This window comes from Levilinea saccharolytica, assembly GCF_001306035.1.
Classification (GTDB): domain Bacteria; phylum Chloroflexota; class Anaerolineae; order Anaerolineales; family Anaerolineaceae; genus Levilinea; species Levilinea saccharolytica.
This window is the reverse complement of record NZ_LGCM01000065.1, coordinates 1-20365: the sequence shown is the minus strand read 5'-3', so window position 1 is coordinate 20365 and position 20365 is coordinate 1. Positions and strand designations below refer to the sequence as shown.

The 20365-nt window shown below is 60.8% G+C and carries 17 protein-coding genes, 2 tRNA genes and 1 pseudogene; 6 read left to right on the top strand and 14 right to left on the bottom strand.

Translation table 11 applies throughout. The annotated features are described in order from the left end of the window. The 7 genes from ADN01_RS17270 to ADN01_RS17240 form a co-directional block, all read right to left on the bottom strand. The gene (locus ADN01_RS17270) at positions 1–1710 is read right to left on the bottom strand and encodes a glycoside hydrolase family 13 protein (RefSeq protein WP_082142666.1); all 1710 of its coding nucleotides are present in this window, start codon (positions 1708–1710) and stop codon (positions 1–3) included. 18 nt (positions 1711–1728) lie between these two features. After that, positions 1729–3018, bottom strand: a complete 1290-nt coding sequence (locus tag ADN01_RS17265; protein ID WP_062417489.1) for a MiaB/RimO family radical SAM methylthiotransferase — start codon at positions 3016–3018, stop codon at positions 1729–1731. 148 nt (positions 3019–3166) lie between these two features. Continuing rightward, the gene (locus tag ADN01_RS17260) at positions 3167–3829 is read right to left on the bottom strand and encodes a hypothetical protein (RefSeq protein ID WP_062417488.1); all 663 of its coding nucleotides are present in this window, start codon (positions 3827–3829) and stop codon (positions 3167–3169) included. A 33-nt stretch (positions 3830–3862) separates the two neighbouring features. Beyond that, a complete protein-coding gene (locus ADN01_RS17255) occupies positions 3863–5266 on the bottom strand; it encodes a tetratricopeptide repeat protein (RefSeq protein ID WP_062417487.1) in 1404 nt (467 codons plus the stop codon). 120 nt (positions 5267–5386) lie between these two features. Next, positions 5387–6229 (bottom strand): DUF6159 family protein, encoded by an 843-nt coding sequence (locus tag ADN01_RS17250; RefSeq protein WP_062417486.1) that lies wholly within the window; start codon positions 6227–6229, stop codon positions 5387–5389. 83 nt (positions 6230–6312) lie between these two features. After that, positions 6313–7164 (bottom strand): pyrroline-5-carboxylate reductase, encoded by an 852-nt coding sequence (gene proC, locus ADN01_RS17245; protein WP_062417485.1) that lies wholly within the window; start codon positions 7162–7164, stop codon positions 6313–6315. Positions 7165–7166: 2 nt separating this feature from the next. Beyond that, on the bottom strand, positions 7167–8075 hold the full coding sequence (locus tag ADN01_RS17240; RefSeq protein ID WP_062417484.1) for a class I SAM-dependent methyltransferase: 909 nt from the start codon (positions 8073–8075) through the stop codon (positions 7167–7169). Positions 8076–8219: 144 nt separating this feature from the next. Between ADN01_RS17240 and ADN01_RS17235 the strand changes: the two genes are divergently transcribed. From ADN01_RS17235 to ADN01_RS17220, 4 genes are all read left to right on the top strand, one after another. After that, the gene (locus ADN01_RS17235; protein ID WP_062417483.1) at positions 8220–9386 is read left to right on the top strand and encodes a MalY/PatB family protein; all 1167 of its coding nucleotides are present in this window, start codon (positions 8220–8222) and stop codon (positions 9384–9386) included. Between the two features lie 23 nt (positions 9387–9409). Further along, on the top strand, positions 9410–10054 hold the full coding sequence (locus tag ADN01_RS17230) for a YdcF family protein (protein WP_062417482.1): 645 nt from the start codon (positions 9410–9412) through the stop codon (positions 10052–10054). A gap of 99 nt (positions 10055–10153) precedes the next feature. Beyond that, positions 10154–11146 (top strand): DNA-methyltransferase, encoded by a 993-nt coding sequence (locus ADN01_RS17225; RefSeq protein WP_075071319.1) that lies wholly within the window; start codon positions 10154–10156, stop codon positions 11144–11146. Next, complete coding sequence (locus tag ADN01_RS17220; RefSeq protein WP_062417481.1) at positions 11143–11712, top strand: BglII/BstYI family type II restriction endonuclease; 570 nt, start codon at positions 11143–11145, stop codon at positions 11710–11712. The genes ADN01_RS17225 and ADN01_RS17220 overlap by 4 nt, the downstream gene beginning before the upstream one ends. A gap of 249 nt (positions 11713–11961) precedes the next feature. Here ADN01_RS17220 and ADN01_RS17215 read toward each other — a convergent pair. The 4 genes from ADN01_RS17215 to ADN01_RS17200 form a co-directional block, all read right to left on the bottom strand. Beyond that, positions 11962–12033: transfer RNA gene (locus ADN01_RS17215), tRNA-Gly, on the bottom strand. 405 nt (positions 12034–12438) lie between these two features. Continuing rightward, complete coding sequence (locus ADN01_RS17210) at positions 12439–13590, bottom strand: diguanylate cyclase (protein ID WP_062417480.1); 1152 nt, start codon at positions 13588–13590, stop codon at positions 12439–12441. A 163-nt stretch (positions 13591–13753) separates the two neighbouring features. Beyond that, positions 13754–14542 (bottom strand): HEAT repeat domain-containing protein, encoded by a 789-nt coding sequence (locus tag ADN01_RS17205; protein WP_062417479.1) that lies wholly within the window; start codon positions 14540–14542, stop codon positions 13754–13756. 19 nt (positions 14543–14561) lie between these two features. Further along, positions 14562–14954 carry a cytidine deaminase gene (locus ADN01_RS17200; protein WP_062417478.1) on the bottom strand — a complete coding sequence of 131 codons (393 nt, stop codon included), beginning with the start codon at positions 14952–14954 and terminating at the stop codon, positions 14562–14564. A gap of 125 nt (positions 14955–15079) precedes the next feature. Here ADN01_RS17200 and ADN01_RS17195 point away from each other — a divergent pair, with 125 nt between their 5' ends. Both ADN01_RS17195 and ADN01_RS17190 read left to right on the top strand, forming a co-directional pair. Continuing rightward, entirely contained in the window at positions 15080–15661 is a 582-nt protein-coding gene (locus ADN01_RS17195; protein ID WP_062417477.1) for a PadR family transcriptional regulator, read from the top strand. A gap of 8 nt (positions 15662–15669) precedes the next feature. Continuing rightward, a complete protein-coding gene (locus ADN01_RS17190; protein WP_062417476.1) occupies positions 15670–17184 on the top strand; it encodes an apolipoprotein N-acyltransferase in 1515 nt (504 codons plus the stop codon). A 44-nt stretch (positions 17185–17228) separates the two neighbouring features. On the opposite strand, the gene ADN01_RS17185 is transcribed toward ADN01_RS17190, so the two are convergent. From ADN01_RS17185 to ADN01_RS19760, 3 genes and pseudogenes are all read right to left on the bottom strand, one after another. Then, positions 17229–18782 (bottom strand): L-lactate permease, encoded by a 1554-nt coding sequence (locus ADN01_RS17185; RefSeq protein ID WP_062417475.1) that lies wholly within the window; start codon positions 18780–18782, stop codon positions 17229–17231. Between the two features lie 778 nt (positions 18783–19560). Beyond that, positions 19561–19635: transfer RNA gene (locus ADN01_RS17180), tRNA-Ile, on the bottom strand. A gap of 37 nt (positions 19636–19672) precedes the next feature. Next, a pseudogene (locus ADN01_RS19760) lies at positions 19673–20365 on the bottom strand (hypothetical protein); the annotation flags it as partial.

Genomic DNA, 20365 nt, shown 5'->3' with positions numbered 1-20365 from the left:
TCACACGCGGGCGATATAGACTTCCAAAGGCGCTAATCCCAAAGCGTCCAGGCGGTCCAGCGCCGCGGGCCGGCGCGGGCTTTGCGTGCTGAAGAGTCCCTCGGCCGCCTCCCCCAACGCGCTGAGGTTCACGCACACCGCCTCCAGTCCCATATTGAAGGCCACCAGCAGCCGTTCCCCTTCACCCTGGCGCACAAAGGCCAGCACGTCGGGGCTGCCCGATTCCGCAGGCTGGTAATCGCCCGCGATCAGCGCCGGGTGCTGCCGCCGGAAAGCCAGCATGCGGCGGTAAAAATTCAGCAGCGAGCCCTCATCCGCCGCCTGATCGGCCACGTTCACCCCGCGGGCGTACTCCGGGTTCACCGGCAGCCAGGGGGTCACCTCCGCCGGGCAAAAGCCGCCGTTGGGCGCATGGCTCCAGGCCAGGGGGGTGCGCGCCCGGTCGCGTCCGTTTTCGGCCGCGTAGCGCAGCGCCTCTGCAGGGGCGTGCCCCAACAAGCTCTGTTCCAGCGCGTAATAGCGCAGGCTGAGCGGGTCGCGGAACTGGCTGGGATCCTGGATGAAATAATCCCCCATGCCAATCTCTTCGCCGTTATAGAGAAAGGGCGTGCCGCGCAGGGTCAGCATCAGCGCCAGGCTCTGGCGGGCCAGGGCCGGCCCGTGCTGGCCGTCGTCAAAATGGGGGTAGACCCGCGGCACATCGTGATTGCCCAGCGTGTTGCACGGCCAGGCCGTGGGGGGCAGTTCGCCCAACCGCTGACGCTGGTTTTCCAGCACCCAGGCGGGGGTCAGCCGGTCGGTCTTCATCAGGGGGAAGTTGAACACCAGGTGGAGCATATCCTCGCGGCAGTAGCGAATCTCGTCGCTCTCTCCCACCAGCACGCGGTCGTCATATTCATCCACCACGCGGCGCAGTTCGCGCAGCAGGTCTTCCATGCCGGGCTGATCCACCTGCGGGCGGAACAGCTCGACCCAGTCTTTCTGCACGGCCAGGCGTTCCTCCGCGCTGCGCGCCAGGCGGCTGCGGCGGTACATCTCGTCCAGCGTGTAGGGGCAGGTCGATTCGGGCAGGGCCGGGTCTTCAAAGATGGTGCCGATGGCGTCCAGCCGGAAGCCGTCCACGCCCATGTCCAGCCAAAAGCGCACCGCCTGCCACAGGGCCGCGCGCACTTCGGGGTTGTGCCAGTTTAAATCCGGCTGCTCTTTAAAGAAGAAGTGGTAGTAATATTCACCCGTCTGCGGGTCCAGCTCCCAGGCCGGGCCGCCAAAGGTGGAATACCAGCCGTTGGGGGGCTGCCCGCCGCGCCCCTTGTGCCACACGTACCAGCCGCGCTTGGGGTTATCCAGCGAAGAACGCGATTCCTGGAACCAGGGGTGCTGGTCAGAGGTGTGGTTGAGCACCAGATCCAGGATCAGGCGCATCCCGCGCGCGTGGGCTTCTTCCAGCAAACTTCGGAAGGTGTCCAGATCGCCGTATTCGGGGGCCACGCCGGTGTAATCGGCCACATCGTAGCCGCAGTCCACCTGGGGTGAGGGGTAATGCGGCGAAAGCCACAGGGCGTCCACCCCCAAAGACTGCAAGTAATCCAGCTTTTGGCGAATGCCGTGCAAATCGCCAATGCCGTCACCGTTGCCGTCCGCGAAACTGCGCGGGTAAATTTGATAAAACACGGCTTTCTGCCACCACTTCAACGAATCCAGCGCCATCATCCCTCCCGTTCTCTTTTCTCAGCCTTGGCGTGCCGCCACAATCTCGCCTTCCAGGGTCTCCCCCTGAGCGCGCAGCAGCCGCACCGAGGAAATTTGATTCCACAGCGGCTGCGGCGCCGCCGCCGACACGCGCACATATTGATCCGTCCAGCCCTGCATGCGCCAGCCCTCCGGCCCCAGCGCAGAACACACCTCCCACAGCACCTCCACCGTGCGCCCCACGAAAGACTGGGCATAGGCTGCCGCCGATTCAGCCACCGCCGCGCGCATCAGCGCGCTGCGCTGCTTTTTCACCGGCGCAGGCACCGGGTCGGCATAGCCCGCCGCGGGCGTGCCGGGGCGGGGCGAAAAGGCAAAGACATGCCCGCCGGCAAAACCCATCTCGCGCACAAAGGCCAGCCCTTCGGCAAACTCCGCCTCACCCTCGCCGGGGAAGCCCACCAACAGATCGGTGGTCACGGCCACCTCTGGGACGGCCGCCCGCGCCTGAGCCACCAGGGCGCGGAACTGGTCGGGGGTGGTTTTGCGGGCCATGCGGCGCAGCACCGCCGCCGAACCGGCCTGCAGGGGCAAATGCAGATGGCGGCACAAACGCGCATCCTGCCACAATTGGAAAAAGGACTCGTCCAAATCCCACGGCTCCAGGGAGGACAGGCGCAGCCGCGCCGCCGAGCTGTGGGTCAGCAGCCCGCGCACCAGGTCGGCCAGATGCTGCCGAGGCTGAAAATCCTGCCCCCACGAGCCCAGGTGTACCCCCGTCAGTACCACTTCCAGCGCGCCGCCCTGCACCGCCCGTTCCACATCGCCCAGCACTTCAGCCAGCGTACGGCTGCGCCCCGCCCCGCGGGCCACACGGGTGATGCAGAAGGTGCAGTGGTTATCGCATCCGTCCTGAACTTTAATGAACGCGCGCGTGCGCTGGCGCAGCCCCGGCAGGGGTTCGCGCGCCAAAGGCTCAAGATCAAAGTCCGCCTGAGGCAGCCCCAATACCTGGCTGACCAGCTCATCTTTATCCATGTTGCTCACCGCGCGGGCCACCCCCGGCAGCCGCAAGGCCGCCTGCGGTTCCAGGGTGGTCCAGCAGCCCGTGGCCACAATCTCCCCTGCGCCGGCGCGCGCCGCCTGGCGGATCTTCTGGCGCGAATCGGAAGCGGCCTCGCTGGTCACCGCGCAGGTGTTCACCACCACCAGATCGGCCCCTTGCGGGCTGTCCACCACCACATGCCCCGCCGCCCGGAACTGGGCGGCCATGGCTTCAATTTCGCTTTGATTCAGGCGGCAGCCGATGCTGTCCAAAAAAACTTTCATGCTTGTTTCCACACCGTTAAGCCGAAGATGAACGAACCTGGGTGCATCTTACCCGATTCTGACCGATTGAACAAGAAGCGTATTAAAAAATCAGCCTCTCTCCGATCCACAGGATCAGAAAGAGGCCAGCCGTCCGCGCCGCGGCGCATCAGGGTTGAATCACATAAAAGTTGTCAAAAAGGATATCCACCCCGGTCTCGTCAAAGCTGCCGGCGATCAGCCCCACCTCGCCCGCGGGGAAATCCCCATCCTGCGCTTCCAGCAGCAGGTTCCCGTTGGCATACAGCGCCAGCCGGCCGCCCACACATTCCGCCCCGATCACGTTCATCTCGCCCCCCTGGCGGACCGCTTCTTGATACGTAAGGGTCTCACCGCTGAGAATTTGATATTTGCCTTCTTTGACCTTCAAAATGCCCGCGTACCCGTCGCTGGAGATCACCAGAGCGTAAAAGTTGCTGCGGTTGCTGTAGCGGCAGAGAATGCCGTAATTGTTATTGTCCGGCCCGCCCAGGCGAGTGGTGTCCACGGCAATGCGCGCGTCGCCGTAGCGCCGCCCCGGCCGCGACCAGGTGTCGTAATTCGCCTGGCTGACGCGCATGCGCAGACCGCCCTGGTCGTAGGCCGCCTGTGATTTCTCATCCGACCAGGTATCCCAGCCGGAGCTGTCGTCAGAAAAATCGTCAAAGTACAGCGTGCCCCCCGACTGCACCTTGGGCGCGGCGGAAAGGGTGCCCCCGGGTTCATCCCCGGCGCAGCCGCTCAGCAGCAGCCCGCACACCATCAAGACAAAAATCCATCGATGTCGAAACATCCCTGCCTCCTGCGTTAAAAACCGCACGAGTCTTTAACCGCCATCAAAAAAACGTTCTAATAAGCGCCGGGCCAAAATTTCGGTGTCGGTGCCTTTTCCCAGGCTGCGAGCGCGGGTCAGATGGGGAAAAGCTCGTTCCATGTCCTCCATCTGCAAATACAACTGCCCCAGATGAAGGTGAATTTGGGCGCTGCGATCCTCTAACGATAAAGCCTGTTGCAAGAAGCGTTCCGCGCTGGCGTAATCCCCCAGGTTCATCAAGACCCAGCCCATCACATCCTGGCTGCGGGCATCCTGAGGGGCCAGCAAAACCGCCTGGCGGGCGGCGGGCAGCCCCAAAGCGCGCGCATCGGCGTCATATTGAATGCAGAATTGGGCCAGTTCCCGCCACAGGGCGGCGCGCTCAGGGGCCAGCGTGACCGCTTTTTGAAAGTACGGCAGGGCGGCGGCGCTGTCGCCCATTTCAATGAACGCGTAGCCCATTTCCAGCTGCCAGGCGGGTTCCTGCGGTTCCTGGGCCGCCACCCGACGCAAAATCTCCAGCGCGCGCTCCCCCTCGCCCGCGCGGCGGTACTGTAAGGCCTGCAGCGCCTGGGCCAGAACAGATTGGGGGTTCAGCTTCAGAGCCTGCCGTACATCGGCGCTGCCGTCCGCGCCGGTCTGGTAACGCGCCTCGCCGCGAAACGCCCAGGCCTCGGCGTAGCTTGGGTCGGCCGCCACCGCCTGGTCGAAAGCCAGCTCGGCCAGATCCCACTGTCCCTGCCCGGCCAGGGCGCGCCCCACCCCCACCAGTTGATAGGTCGACGGTCCCCCCGAAGTCGCGGCGGTCAACAGCGCCTGGCGCAGCTCCTCGGCCGGGGCGGCGGTGACTTCAGCCTGGGCCGCGCTGCGCAGATAACCCTCGGCGCCGCTGTCCAGCGATGCTGCCAGCAGCGCGCCCAACTGCCAGGATAACTCCGCGCTGTTCGGATGCACCCGCAGGCCGCTGCGCAGGGTGTCTTCCAGTTCCGCCCAGCGCTGGCCTGCGCGCAGCACCTGCGCCGCCCGCACATAGGCCGCTTCGGGCGGGGAGTCTTGTTTCAGCAGGGCAAACCACCAGGCTTCGGCGCGTTCGTCTTGGCCCAGTTCGGCGTACAGGTCGCCCAGCCGCACCTGCCCCTCGGCCGAAAGCGCACCCAGGCGGTGGGCTTCTTCCAGGGCCGCGGCGGCCTCTGCGGCCTGCCCTTGCGTGCCCAATGCCTGCCCCAGGGATTCCCACAGATCGCCGCGCCAGGGCTGCCAGGCCAGCGCGGTTTGCAGGCCTTCCAGGCTGCCCTGCTGGGCCTCGCCCCACGCCTCGCGCAGCCCCACCGGCAGGGGCTGCAGACGGAGCAGCACCGCCACAGCCACCACCAGAAGGATGCGCACGATCAATTGCAGCCGATCCTGGGTCTTCATGCGTTTAATTATATGCCCTTCCCCACCGCACCCGGTAGAAAATGTCTAACCTGCCCGTCGAGGAAATAAAAAAAGCGGCCTGCCGTTGGCAAGCCGCTCGCATGTCGAATCAGGGGACGCTCAGGAACCGGATTGGAAAGCCTCGCGCACCAGGGTTTCATCAAAAAAGCCGCTGCGCCCGTCCACGGCGTAAGTGTACACCGCGGCGGTGTAAATGCCGTTGAGGGTGGACTGCACCAGCCCAGACACCAGCAGGAAAACCACCAGCAGCACCGCCAGGGCTACGGCCACCCAGGGCGTTTCCAGCAGCATAATGGAGCCGACCCCTAGGGCCAGCGACACCAGCACCACCGCCAGGGTCAAAATTCCAAAGAAGGCTCCCAGGCCCAAATTACCGGCAATCTGCTCGCCCCAGGTTTTCTTGAGCAGGCTCACACTGCGCTGAATGGCCTGCAGCGGGCCGAGGTTTTCCACCGCCAGCACCGGAACCACCAGGAAGGTGGCGATGCTCCACCCCAGGCCCAGCAAGGAAGAGGCCGTGCGCACCAGGCCGCTGCGCTTGCGCGACAGAGCTTTCAGGATCATGCCCACCGTGGCGGCCACCAGGGCGTAGCCCAGGATGGGTCCAAAGCGGCTGAAGGCGATGCGAAAACCGTCCCCCAGGGTCGGGTCGCCGCCCCGCAGGCGGATGAGAGCCGCCCCCACCAGGGCGGTGTTGGCAAAGAAGATAACGAAGTACTGCACCAGGTAAAACAGGAACAGCACCGCCATCCCCGCAACCTGCCCGCCGCCTTCGATCAGGTTTTCCACCCGTCCCGCCAGGAACAAGGGCAGAGCGAAGGTCAAACTGACCAGAATCACCCCCAGGCTGGAGATGAACGGGAAGACCATCAGTTCTTTATCCTGCGCCAAAACGCGCGCGCTGGCTTTGACCAGTTCCCAAGAATTTTTCAGCCGATCCATCCTACGCCTCCTTTGTACAGCGGCCCCAGAAAACCATTCTCACACCTTAATATACGTCCAACCGCCCCTACGGTTGCACAGCCTCAATCGCGCTCGGCGCTGTTCTCCGGCGACTTGCGGTGCTTATCCTTGCCCAGCTCCTGCGAACGCTCATAGGCCGCCCAGATGGCGCGCGAAATGGCTGTGCGGAAGCCAGCTTTCTCCAGATAATAGAGCGCCGCGGCCGACGTGCCCCCCGGGGACGTGACCTCATTGCGCAGCGCCGCCGGATGAGACTTACGCCCGGCGAAATAATCCGCCGACCCGCGCACCGTCTGCGTCACCAGCTGCTCGGCAATGCGGCGCGGGAAACCCAAATGCACCCCCGCGTCCACCATGGCTTCCATGAACAAGAACACATAGGCCGGGCCTGAACCGGATAAGGCCGTGGCCATATCCAGATAGTTTTCCTCTTCCACGAAGATTTCCGACCCCAACGCGCCCAAAATGCACCGGGCCAGCTCGTGCTGTTCGGTGCTGACCGCCGCCGAAGCCGTCCACACGGTGATGCCCTCGCCGATCTGCGCCGGGGTGTTGGGCATGGCCCGCACCAGGGCCTTGTGCTGCAGCCGCTCGCTGATGGAGGGCAAAGCCGCGCCCGCCACAATCGAGAGCACCAGCGCCTGGGGCGGCACCTTGCCGCACAAACCGCTCAGCACCCGTTCCAGGCGCTGCGGCTTGACCGACAGAATCACCACATCCGCCCCCTCCACCGCCGCGGCGTTATCCGTCATGGGGCGCACGCCGTACACCGAGCGCAGTTCCTCCACCCGTTCCACGTCCGGGCCAGAGGCGGTCACATGCTGTGCCGGGGTCAACCCATCGCGCAACAGCCCCGCGATAATGGCTTCGCCCATCGCACCGGGGCCAATTACAGAAATTTTGGGGGCATCCATGTTTATTTCTCCTTGGTTTGGACCGCGCTCCAGCGCGCAAAAATGGCCAAAGGCAGCAGCCGCCCGCCGCTGGTTTCGGCCAGCGTCACCTCACCCGCCTCACACTGCCCCCCTAGCCCGGCGGTCATCTCGCCCAGGGCCTGGTGCAGGGTCAGCGCAGAGGCCTTCACCGCGTAGGCTGTCAGCACCAGAAAAGCTGGCGACGCGCTGAACAGCGTGCGGCAAGTTTCCAGCAAATTGGGGATCAATTTGTAAAATTCCCACACCTCCCCCTTCGGCCCGCGGCCAAACTTGGGGGGATCCAGGATAAAGCCGTCATAATGCGCCCCGCGCCGCACCTCGCGCTGCACAAACTTGAGCGCGTCGTCCATAATCCAGCGCAGCGAGGCCGCTTCCAGGCCGGAATAGGTCTGGTTTTCGCGCGCCCAGGTGATCACTTTGCGAGAAGCGTCCACATGCGTCACGTCCGCGCCGGCGCGGGCTGCGGCCAACGAAGCAATACCGGTGTACCCGAACAGGTTCAGCACCTTCAGCGGGCGTTTGGCCTGGGTTACCTGGGCGTCAATCCAATCCCATTGGCTGGCCTGCTCTGGGAACACACCCACATGCCGCGAGGCTGAGAGCCGCGCCGCGAAGCGCATCCCTTTGTAGGCCATGATCCAATGTTCCGGCAGCGTGCGCAGTTTTTTCCAATGCCCGCCGTTTTCCTCGGCGGAGGGCTCAAACACCGCGTCCACCTGCGTCCAGGCGCGCTCGTTCAACGCCGGGCGCCAAACCGCTTCCGGTTCGGGGCGCACAAAGCGGTAGGGGCCGTAACGTTCCAGCTTTTGACCGCGGCCGCTGTCTAAAAGTTCATAATCCTGCCAGCCGGGGCTGGTGAGTACGGTTAATGGGGGGGGTTGAATGGCCATTGGCTCACTTCCTCTTGGGGGTCTATGGGTAGTATACCAGCACCGCCCCTTCCCTGCGACCCCTATTCCTCGTGGGGCGAAACGCGCGGGAGGATTGGGTTATAATCACGTTAACCTACCTTTTCACCGCAACTGAGGGAACCCATGACCTACAATTTTGACACCTGTCCGGACCGCCGCAGCACCGAAAGCATCAAATGGCGCCGCTATGACGAAGATGTACTGCCCATGTGGGTAGCGGATATGGATTTTGTCTCCGCCCCAGCCATCGTGGACGCGCTGCGCAGCCGTGTAGAACACGGCGTGTTTGGTTACCCCTCCACCCCGCCCGAATTTTTTGAGCTGCTGGTGGAGCGCATGGCCCAGCGCTATCAGTGGGAGATCAAAACCGAAGATATCGTGCTCATCCCCGGGGTCGTCACCGGCTTCAACCTGGCCTGCCACGCCTTTGCCCAGCCCGGCGAAGGGGTTTTCATGCAGACCCCGGTCTATTTCCCCTTCTTCGGCGCGCCCAAGCATGCCAACCTGGAAATGCAGACCATGCAGCTGACCCGCGAAGGGGACGGCTCCTATTCCATTGATTTTGACGCCTTCGAAGCTGGCCTCACCGATTCGACCCGCCTGTTTATTTTGTGCAATCCGCACAACCCGGTCGGGCGCGTCTTTCGTAAAGATGAGTTGGAGCGCATGGCCGAGATCTGCCTGCGCCATAATGTGCTCATCTGCTCCGATGAAATTCACTGCGATCTGGTCTTCGAGGGCCATCCGCATTTCCCCATCGCCTCGCTCTCACCTGAAATCGCCCAGCGCTCCATGACGCTCATGGCCCCCAGCAAAACCTTCAACATCGCCGGTCTGGAATGTTCCCTGGCGATTATCCAGAACCCCGAACTGCGCCAGCAGTATCAGGCCGCCGATAAGGGCCTGGTGGGCTGGGTCAATTTGATGGGCCAGGTGGCTGCCCACGCCGCCTACCGCCACGGCCAGCCCTGGCTGGATGAAGCCCTGGTGTATTTGCAGGGCAACCGCGATTATCTGGTGGATTTTGTGCGGCGCGAGATGCCCGAAATTCACATGGCCTCCCCCGAAGGCACCTATCTGGCCTGGCTGGACTGCCGCGAAGCTAATTTGCCGCTCAGCCCCAGCGAGTTCTTCCTGCAAAAAGCCCGCGTGGGGCTGAACGAAGGCGCCACCTTTGGGCCGGGCGGTGAGGGCTTTGTGCGCCTGAACTTCGCCTGCCCGCGCGCCACCCTGCAGGAAGGTCTGCGGCGGATGAAGGCCGCCCTGGACGAACAGCGCGCAGCCCGCTGAAGCGGCTGCGCGAAGGAGGAAGTATGACACCGGTGAACCCATCCGCGCCAAAAGGCGGCTGTCTGCGGGCGGCTGGGGGGGCCTTATCGCTGGGCGTTATCGTGCTGATCGTCCTGGCGGTGATTGAGACCGTCCTGGTGGGGGCCGGGGGGCTGCTCATCGCCGCTGACCCGCTGGAAAAAGCCGACGCCGTAGCTGTGCTGAGCGGCGGCGGAAATGTGCGCCTGGAAGAGGGCGCGCGTCTGTATGAGGACGGCTATGCGCAGTACATCATCCTAACCGAAACCGGCGCCACCCTCTCTGACGGCTCAGCCTATAACATGGTGCTCAAGCTGGAGCTGATGGACCGCGGCATCCCCAACGGTGCCATTTTGGAGACGGAAAAACACGCCCAGACTACCATCGAAGAAGCCCAGGCGCTGCGCAAGCTCCTGGTGGAGAAGAATTTCAAGACCTGCATCATCGTCACCGACCCCTATCACACCTTTCGCACCCGGCAGATCTTTAAAACCGCTTTCCAAAACCGCGACATCCGTATCATCGTGCGCCCTGCCCGCGGCCATTGGTACCGCGCCACCACCTGGTATCTCAGTTCGCGCGGTTGGAAAACCACCCTGCTGGAATACGCCAAGCTGCTGAACTTCTATTTGCAGCTGAACAACGATTGAAGTCTAGAGCGTTTAAGATTAATTACCAAGAGCTGGCTGTCTAGGTCCAATCAGCTCTTTTTAAAAAAATTTGTAGCTGGTTTGGAGTAAAATAACACTATGAGCCTACCTTTATTCCATAGTACTAAACCAATTGATAGCCATTTTAAAATCAACTCGGACATCGTGCTTTTTGAAGGTGATGTTAATAGATTGCTTACAGAGATCCCAAGTAATTCAATTCAGCTAATTATCACTTCACCACCTTACAATCTTGGAAAGGATTATGAAAGCCGGGTTGAAATTGGCCATTATCTTGACCAACAAGCAAGTATCATCGCAAATCTTTATCGAGTACTAAAAGACGAAGGTAGCTTATGCTGGCAAGTAGGAAATTTTGTGCAAGATGGTGAAGTGTTCCCACTCGATATTTTGTATTATGGCATCTTTAAGAATTTGGGCTTGAAGTTACGCAACCGGATCATTTGGCGTTTTGGTCACGGGCTCCATGCATCAAAGCGATTTTCCGGAAGATACGAAACTATCCTTTGGTTCACAAAAAGTGATCGATATACTTTCAATCTCGACCAGGTTCGCATCCCTTCAAAATATCCTGGGAAACGTCATTTTAAAGGCAGTAAAAAAGGTGAACTCTCAGGTAATCCTTTAGGTAAAAACCCATCTGATGTTTGGGAAATTATTTTACAGGACTGGGAAAAGGAAGTCTGGGACATTCCCAACGTAAAAGCAAATCATCCCGAAAAAACGGATCATCCTTGCCAATATCCAATTGAATTAGTTGAACGCTGTGTCCTTGCGCTTACAAATGAAGGTGATTGGGTTTTAGATCCATTTGCGGGTGTTGGCTCGACGCTTCTAGCGGCAATTAAGAACAATCGAAAGGCTGTAGGAAGCGATAAAGAAAAGGAATATGTTGATTTAGCGCGTCAACGGATATTGTCGTTATTTAATGGCACTTTAGGTTATCGGCAGCTTGGAACACCGGTTTACCAACCAACAGGCAAAGAAAAAGTTTCAAGAATCCCTGATGAGTGGGGGGAATCCTATGGACAGCAAAAAATGCTTGAACACAAAGGAGAGTATGACGAATGAAAATAGTTGGGATTTATTCGTTCAACGGTGGTGAAAAAGCGGTTCGAGCAAATTTTTCTGATGAACTTGAAGAAGTAAGAAGTATTCTTCGTCATGTTGACGCTAATCAACACATGACCAAAATAAGTAAAGAAAAAACTATGAGGGATAAGGTTTTATACAGTCCTCGCTCTTTGAACAGGTCGATAAGCGACCACTTCTTAGAGTTTGGTTGGGAGAAAAAACGAGTTCATTGCGATTATCCTACCCAATTCTACACGGCGGGATATCAAGTGCCCCAGGTATCTAAAGGGGCATTTAGAGAAATGGATTTTATTAAGAATAAACTGGGCGTTGAGGTTCAGTTTGGCAAGTACTCTTTTATGGTATATAACGTATGTGCAAAAATGACCATTTTCCACAAGATGGGTTTTATAGATGTCGGGATTGAAATAGTACCAGTTAAAGAATTGGCAGAAAATATGTCTTCAGGTGTTTCTTACTTTGAGCAGTTTGTATGGGATTTAGAACGACGTGGTATTTCAAATATTGACATTCCTGTCATGATACTTGGCGTTGCGCCTTAATTCATCCTAGATACTAGCTATCAAAAAGTGCCTCCAGATAATTGTCTGGAGGTTCTTGGTATTTGTTCGCAACTTTGGTGTTTCATTGCGATTTACTTATAATCGATAATGATAGTTGTTGCATGTAAATAGAAGACAATATCAACTGCATAAAAAACAACATAGGATGATATCTCCGTTTTCGCTGGAAATTTTAGCGAAGGTGAATCATCAGCCTATGATTTTCATCGAGGATGATTGCAAAATAGGAGCGGGAGACGGGATTCGAACCCGCGAATGTCAGCTTGGAAGGCTGATGCCTTACCGCTTGGCGACTCCCGCATTGTGCGCATATTATACTTGAATTTTCAATCCTGAGCAGCCTGAATTCCAACCCAACCCTCACCCTACGCGATTCTTAAATCGCCCCCAGGTACTTGTATTCCATTCCCTTTTTTGCTATAGTGAATTTGCCTGAGCAGTCATTCGTCACCAGACAATGAGTAGTAGCAGTTGAAAGGTGTTGCGCGCACCACCGGCGCGTTTACGAAGCTGCCCTCAGCTTCTGTGAAGAATGACCAAGGCCATGCTGCCGAGATGGCCACCTGTAAGTGGTACAGGCTTGAGTACGTCCGCTTCTTCTATCCAACGAATGCTGCTCAGGTTGGTATTATGGAAGAAGAGATACAGAAAAGCAAAAAGGCCGCCGGAAATCACCGGCGGCCGTTCTTTTTCCGCACCCCACCCTCAAAGCAAACGCCCGCCCGAAGCGCGGCTGCGAATCAGCAGATCCAGGAACACATCCACCAGATGCGGATCAAAATGCGTCCCGCGCTCGCGGTACAAAAATTCCACAATCTCATCCCCCGTCCAGGCGGGCCGGTAGCTGCGCTCCATCCCCAGCGCGTCCCACACGTCCACAATCGCGAACATGCGCGCCGCCAGTGGAATCTGCGTCCCCCCCAGGCGGTAAGGATAGCCGCTGCCGTCCCACCATTCATGGTGAAAGCGCGGGATCTCCATGCAGCCCTGAAAACCGTGCCAGACGGATAAAAATCGGCTGCCGTATTCCGGATGCACCCGCACCATCCCGCGCTCTTCTTCGTTCAGCAGGCCGGGCTTCAGCAAAACCGCGTCGGGGATGCACACCTTGCCAATATCGTGCAGCAGCGCCCCCTGACGCACGGCTTCCACGGTGGGCGGGTCCAATTGCAGCGCCTCGGCGAACTGCACCGCCATGGTGGCCGTGCGCCGCGCGTGGCCCACAAAATCCGGGTCGCGCAGAGACATGGCGTCCAGCAAAATGCGGATCACACCCTCCTCATCCGGCTTCTGCCGCCTCGCCACCCCCAGGGTGCAGCTGGGGCAGGTGCAGAGGGTGGTTTTCTCCTGCAGGCGCAAACTCTCGTCTTCCAGGGCGCACACCTGGTTGCAGCCGTTGTGCTTGGCCCGCCGCAGCGCCTGGCTGGCCTGGTTCACCAACCGCACCAGGCTGAGGTGGGCTGTGGGCGAGGATGCGATCCCCACCGATACGGTCACCGAAACCGGCCCTTCCCCCGAAGTGATTTCCAGCTGTTCCGCCGCCCGCCGAAGCCGTTCCGCCACGCGAAAGGCTGGCTCCGGCCCAGCCCCAGGCATCAGCAGAATGAACTCCTCCCCGCCGTAGCGTGCCAAAAGGTCCTCTTTGCGCAGCGCTGCCCGAAACACCTCGGCCAGGCGCAGCAGGACAAAATCTCCGGTGGTCCATCCGAACTGGTCGTTGATCTGCTGCAAATGATCCACGTCCACCATCAGAGCAGACACAGGGGTGTGGTCGGCCTGGGGGCCCAGGTAGCGTTTCGCTGAGGCCAGGAAACCCTGGCGGGTATATAGATGGGTGAGGGTGTCGGTGGTGACCATGGTCTCCACATGCCAAAAGGGAATGAGCCTGGCAGATTGTCCCCAGGTGATGGGCGAGGCCCGCAGTCTGTTTGCCACTGCGTGCTAGAGACCTATGATGCAAGACTCTTGCCAGACTTTTCCCCCACCCAAAGGCAAGCTTCGTTCCTGAGCGCTTCCCTCCCTAACCGCCCAGACCCACGATCAACAGAAACACCACCACCAGCAGCGAAACCCCAATCAGCACCCACATCACCGTGTGAGCTTTCTCCTCGTTCACCACCCCGGCCGGGCTGTCCCACCTGTTCGAGGGTTCAGCGTAGTAGTCTGCCGGATCCATGCGAAGCGGTTCCGCATCCGCGTCCTCATCTGCTTCCAGTTCCGTTTCATCTTCCAGGCTGGCCAAAAAAGCGGGCAAATCCTCGCCAAAGGTGCCTTCCAGTGCATCGTAGGCCGCCCGCTGCACACGGTCGTCCGCCTCATGCAGGGCCAGGGAAGCCAGGGTGCGGATGGCGTGCAAGTTGCTGATCTTGCCCAGCGCCTGAATGGCGCGGATGCGCACCGTGGGGTTAGGCTCTTCGCGCGCCACCAGGATCAGCCCGCGCAGTTCTTCGGCCTCCTGCGCCGAAAGACCTTCTTCCTCGTCAAACCCATCTTCGCCGCCGCTGCCGCCCTCCACTTCATCCACCAGCCAGGGCTGTTCCTCCGGCTGGCCGGAGGATTCCACCTGCAAGGCCAAATCCAGCGCGGCGCCCAAATGTTCGCGCAGCACCTGCCGGGCCGCCTGGCGCACCAGGGCATCATCATCATACAGCACGGCCTTCAGCAGCCAGGGGTATACCTCGCTGTCCCCCCAGCGGCCCAGGGCATGCACGGCGTCCTCACGGCGCTGCGGGTCGCTGCGGCTGCGCAGAGCGCGCACCATGCCGTTCAAATCGCGGTTTGCAGACAGGCGTTCAATCGAAGCAGGCATGCGGCATCCCTCCAGAGGTCTACTCGCCCTGCCGCTGGTACTTTTCCGGCAGCAGCGCAGAAATTTTAACAACTCGCTCTTCGCCCAAAATCACGCGGCAATCGGGAGCATAATCTGACAGCAGCTCGCGGCACATGCCGCAGGGGGCCACAATGCGCCCGTGCCGATCCACCGCCACGATGGTATCCACCTGGGTATCCCCTTCCGCAGCCGCCATGCCCAAAGCCACCGCCTCAGCGCACACCGCCACCCGCCCCACATTGGCCTCCAGGTGCACCGCGGCAAACACCCGCCCCGAACGGGTGCGCAGGGCCGCCCCCACATGATGATAATCCTGCCTGAAGCGGGCGGCGATTATATCCCGCGCGGCCTGGATCAATTGCCGGTCTGTGTCCGATACAACAGCGCTCATGGGCAGCTCCTGGGGTCCTTTGCAAGGATTGTAACATCAAATCCGGCCGCTGAAACAGCCGTCCAGGCCTTGACAAAAATATTAGCTTAGACTATTATAGGACTTGTATTATATAGGAGGAAACAATGTCTCTGGATCATGCCATTCTAGGCTTTCTCAGCTACGAACCCATGAGCGGCTACGACCTCAAAAAGCTGTTTGATCAGTCTGTGGCTCATTTTTGGCCCGCGGATCAAAGCCAGATCTACCGCACGCTGACGCGCATGGAGCGGGACGGCTGGCTGACGCTGGAAGTCATCCCCCAGGATTCGCGCCCGCCCCGCAAGGTCTATCACCTGACCCCCGCCGGGCGGGAAGAACTGGAGGGTTGGCTCTCGAGCCCTTTGCCGCCGGACGAAACCCGCCTGGCCTGGCTCATCCAACTGTTTTTTGCCGGGCGCGTTTCCGATGAAAACGTGCTGCGCGTGCTGGAACATCAGGCCGCCGTCCAACGCGGGCGCATCCAGCGCCATATGTCCATCCCCACTGCGGTTCAAGATGAGATGGAGGAGGACGAAGACCCGCGCGAATACTTTTATTGGATGCTGACCAGCGATTACGGCCTGGCCCAGGCCCGCTCGCAGTTAGCCTGGCTGGAGCAAGTCATAGACCGCATCCGCCGCAAGTCCTATCAACTGCCCTCCCTATCCCCATATCTTCCCGAGTGAGTGTCCCCATGCAAACCCCTTCCCCTTTGTCTTTATCCTTTGCCGTGCGCGTTGTCATTGGCCTGCTGCTCAGCGCCCTCAGCGGCCTGGCCTTCATGCTGGCCTTTCCCCCTTATGAAATCTGGCCGCTGGTTTTCTTCGGCTGGGTTCCCATGCTCTTTGCCCAATACCGCCTGATGCCGCCCAAACTCTCCGGTCTGGCCCCAGCCCTGGCCATCGGCGTGTGGCTGCAAGGCTACCTGGGGCCGGTGTTTAAACCCGTTGGCACCTTCATGGTGTGGCTGCCCCTCATCGTGTCCGGCATCACCTTCTTAACGGACGGCGGTCTGCGCAGTTTCCACCAAAAAACCGGCTATCGTTATTTCCTGCTCGCCGGGTTAGCCAGTTGGGCGGGAGGTGAGATGATCCGCCTGTTCATCCCCATCGCCGGATCCTGGGCGTTCATCGCCTACCCGCTCTTCCGCCAGACGTGGATGCTGGCGCCGGTGAGCATCTTCGGCATCATTGGTCTGGGGGTGCTGATCCTGTGGGTCAACAATGCCCTGGCACTGGGCCTGCTGCGCTGGGCCGACCGCCGCTGGCAGTTCGACGCGGAGGGGGTCAGCGTGCCCGCTCGCCCGGCCCGCACAGCTCTCATCAGCGCTGGCGCGGTGTGCGCTCTGTGGCTGGTGCTCAGCGCCGTTTTGGGGGCCGCCCGCCCCACCGCCACCGCCCGGGTGACCGCCGCGGCCATTCAGCCGGAGATCTCGCCGGTGATGACCGCCAACGCCGACCAGGCCGAACAGCTCAAGGTGCTGCATGAGCAAATGATCGCCCAAACCCGCCAGGCCGCCGCCCAGGGGGCGCAGTTTATCGTCTGGCCGGAAGGTTCCTTCCTGTGGGACCCCCAGGTGGAAGACCGCCTGAATCTGCGCGCTTTGGCCGCGGAAACCAACGCCCATCTGGCCACCGGCTATCTGGTGATCGAAGAGCAGGGCTTCCGCAATGAAGCTACTGTCATCAACCCTCAGGGCGAATTCCTGGGCGTGTTTGGCAAGGATCACCCCGTGGTCTTTGGCGGCGAAACCAGCCTCACTCGCGGGACCTACCCGGTGTATGACACCCCTCTGGGCAAGCTGGGCACCATCATCTGCTACGACGCCGATTACACCGACACCACCCGCAAACTGGCGCGTCAGGGTGCGCAGATCATCGCCGTGCCCTCCAACGACTGGAGCACTATCGCCGCCACCCATTATGCCCATGTGGTCTTCCGCGCGGTGGAGAACAACGTCGCCATGGTCAAGGCCGACGGCGGCTATGACTCGGCCATCATCGCCCCCAACGGCGAGATCCTGGCCCTGGCCGTCAAACCGCAGGGCGGCGGTGCCACCCTGGTGGCCGAAGTGCCCCTGGGCGACGGCCGCGGCACCCTCACCACCCTGCTGGGTGATTGGGTGGGGTGGCTCGGCTTGGCCGGAATGATCTTCTTTACCTTTTTCAGCGGCTGGCTGGAAAAACGCCACGCGGCCGCCCAGGCCTGAATTTCTCTGCCCGCCCTCCGGTCAACGCCAGAGGGCGGGCTTTTCTAACCGTACGCCCACACCAGCGAAAGCAGGGCGCACACCGCCGTGATCACCACAGCAATCACAAAGGTCACGCGCAGCACCTGGCCTTCTTCGCCGATGCGGTCAATGCTGGCCGCCGCGTTTTGCAGCTTGGCCGGGGAGATCACCGAAGCCAGTCCCCCGCCAATGCCGCTGGCCGCGGCGATAACCACCCCCGCCAGGCCCACCTGCTGGGCGGTGGAGAGGTGCAGACGCGTCAGCATGGCGATGGAAGAAGCCTCAGACCCGCTGACAAAACCGCCCAGCAAGCCCAGGAAGGGAGCGATGAGCGGGTACAGGCGGCCAAATCCCGCCGCCGAAGCTCCCGCGATGACGTTGACCATGTTGCGGGCCGGGTCTGCCAGGGTCCAATCCAGCCCCTTGCCGGAATGGTTGATCAAATAAGCCAGCGCAAAGAACACCGCCGCGGCTGCCATTGGGCGCGGGGCGCGCTTCAGCCATTTTGCCACCGTCCGGCGCAGCACGCCGCCCCCTGGCTTTAAAACCGGCAGGGCCAGCAGCGTACTGACCAAAATCCAGAAATACGCCTGCCACCACAAGCGGATCTTCTCCGGTTCATTGGGGATGATCTCCAGCGGCATGGCCTGCTGCACAAACAGCCAGTTATAAAACGGCAGGAAGGGCGCGTTGATCAGCACGGAAAAGAAGGTCAGCAGAATCCAGGGGAAGAGCGCCCGCCACAAAGGCATACTCCGCTCGTTGATGAGGTCCTGTTCGGTCAGCACGCTGCGGTCGTACAGGCGTTCTCCGCGCAGTTTCAAATAGGCCAGTTCCACCAAAATCACCGCCAACCCCGCGGCCACGCCGGTCAGCGGGATCATGCGGGCGGCGTTCATCACCAAAGCAGTCAGGCCCGCCGTCACCCCCGCGATTAAGGCCGGCAGCAGACCCTTCCAGATCATTTTCCAACCGCCTACGATGTAAAGCATGCCCAGCGCGATGCAGGAGCTGATCACCGGCATAAAGCGCGCAAAGTAGATGCCGACTTCGTTCACCGGCATCTGCACAAAGGTGGAGAAGACCACCACGGGGATACCCAGCAAGGCGTAGGTGCACAGGGCATCGTAGCCGATGGCGGGCAGGGCGATGGCCACGAAGGAGGAATAGCCCATCGCCAGCATGATGGGCGGCAGGATCGAAACCGGCGTGGCCCCCATGGCCGCCAGCAGCGTGCCAAAGCCCAGGTTGATGATCATGATCTGCACCACCTGATTGCCTGGCGCGACCGCCTTCATCAGCACCACCACGCGCTGGATGGCGCCCGTTTCCAGCATGAGGGTGATTTGCAGAATGGAGGTCAGCACCATCAGGCTGATGGGAAAAGAGGCCACCACCCCGCCCAAACTGGCCTGCAAGGCCACCCCTGGCGGGGTTTGAAACCAGAAAATCACAATCACCAGGGCCAGCAGCCAACCGGCCAGCCCCGCCACATCCGCAGCGGTGCGGCGCAGGACCAACAAGAGAAAAATGAACACCAGGGGAAGCAGGGCCAGGACGAGCGAGATACCATTCATTGGGCAGGGGTCTCCAAGTCGGGGTCGTAGGATGGTTCCATTGTAGCACGGCCCCGGCCACGCACCCGTAGGGGCACGGCGGTTTCACCCAAAATCACCATCCGCCACGGCCTCGCCGTGCCCATCCCCCCGGCCGTGTCCCACCCCCGGCACGCCCCCGTAGGGGCACGGCGGTATCACCCAAAATCACCATCCGCCACGGCCTCGCCGTGCCCATCCCCCCCGGCCGTACCCCAACCCCGTCACGCCCCCGTAGGGGCACGGCGGTATCACCCAAAATCACCATCCGCCACGGCCTCGCCGTGCCCATCCCCCAGGCCGTACCCACGGCAAATTGGGCACGGCAGCACCGTTTCAAGCCAAAGGCCGCAACGCCGCAGCCGTGCCCCTACACCGGCATATTTTGTTCTTGAATGTGACATCAATGGATGGAATTTTTGGTGGGCCCGGATGGGTTCGAATACCACCCCTCGATGGGGCCACACAACCAATCCTATTTGAATTTTTGGTGGGCCCGGATGGGTTCGAATACCACCCCTCGATGGGGCCACACAACCAATCCTATTTGAATTTTTGGTGGGCCCGGATGGGTTCGAATACCACCCCTCGATGGGGCCACACAACCAATCCTATTTGAATTTTTGGTGGGCCCGGATGGGTTCGAATACCACCCCTCGATGGGGCCACACAACCAATCCTATTTGAATTTTTGGTGGGCCCGGATGGGTTCGAATACCACCCCTCGATGGGGCCACACAACCAATCCTATTTGAATTTTTGGTGGGCCCGGATGGGTTCGAACCATCAACCAAGCGGTTATGAGCCGCCTGCTCTGCCGTTGAGCTACGGGCCCGCGCAAGCCAAATGTCCCCCTGGCGCAATCGATTATATCATGGATAGCGCTCCCAGATTTGGTAACACGAATTTCGCCCGCGCGTCTCCGCGTCCCGCGGATCAAACCCCAAAGGGTTAATTTCCGCCGCCAGCCGAAAGGCGCGCGTCAGCCGGTTCTCCGGCTGGGGGTCCCGCTCGGCCCAGCGCAAAGCATCGTCACAATGCAGCAGCACATAGTCCGGCCGCAGCGCGTCCAGCGCCTCATAAGTATCCGTCACCCCGCTGCGTTTGAGAGCCACCACCGCCGGGGTCACCAACCCGACCTCATCCAACATCACCCGTTGAGCGTAGTAGCCCGCGTAACCCAGCGGCTCCAGCAAAACGCGCGCATCCAGCGGGGTATGGCGGTTCAGCCACAGCCCCACCGCCTTTAAGGAAGCCTCATGCCGCACGGACTGTACCTCACGCAGCGTCACCGCCGTGGTGCGCAGGGTGAACCCGGCCGTGCCCGCAAAGGCCAGCGCCAACCAGCCCAACGCCGCCCAGCGCACTGCCGCCGCCCAGGGCCGCCGCCCCGCCCAAAAAGCCAGCCCCCCTGCTGCCGCAAAGACCAGCGCTAACTTGCGCTCTACTCCCAGGGCCGCCTCACCGTACGCGGCAAACAACAGCCCGCCTGCCAAAGCCGCCGCCCCCCAGCCCAGAGCCAGGGCCGTGCCCCACCGCGGCGCGCGCCGCCCGTCCCCCCACAC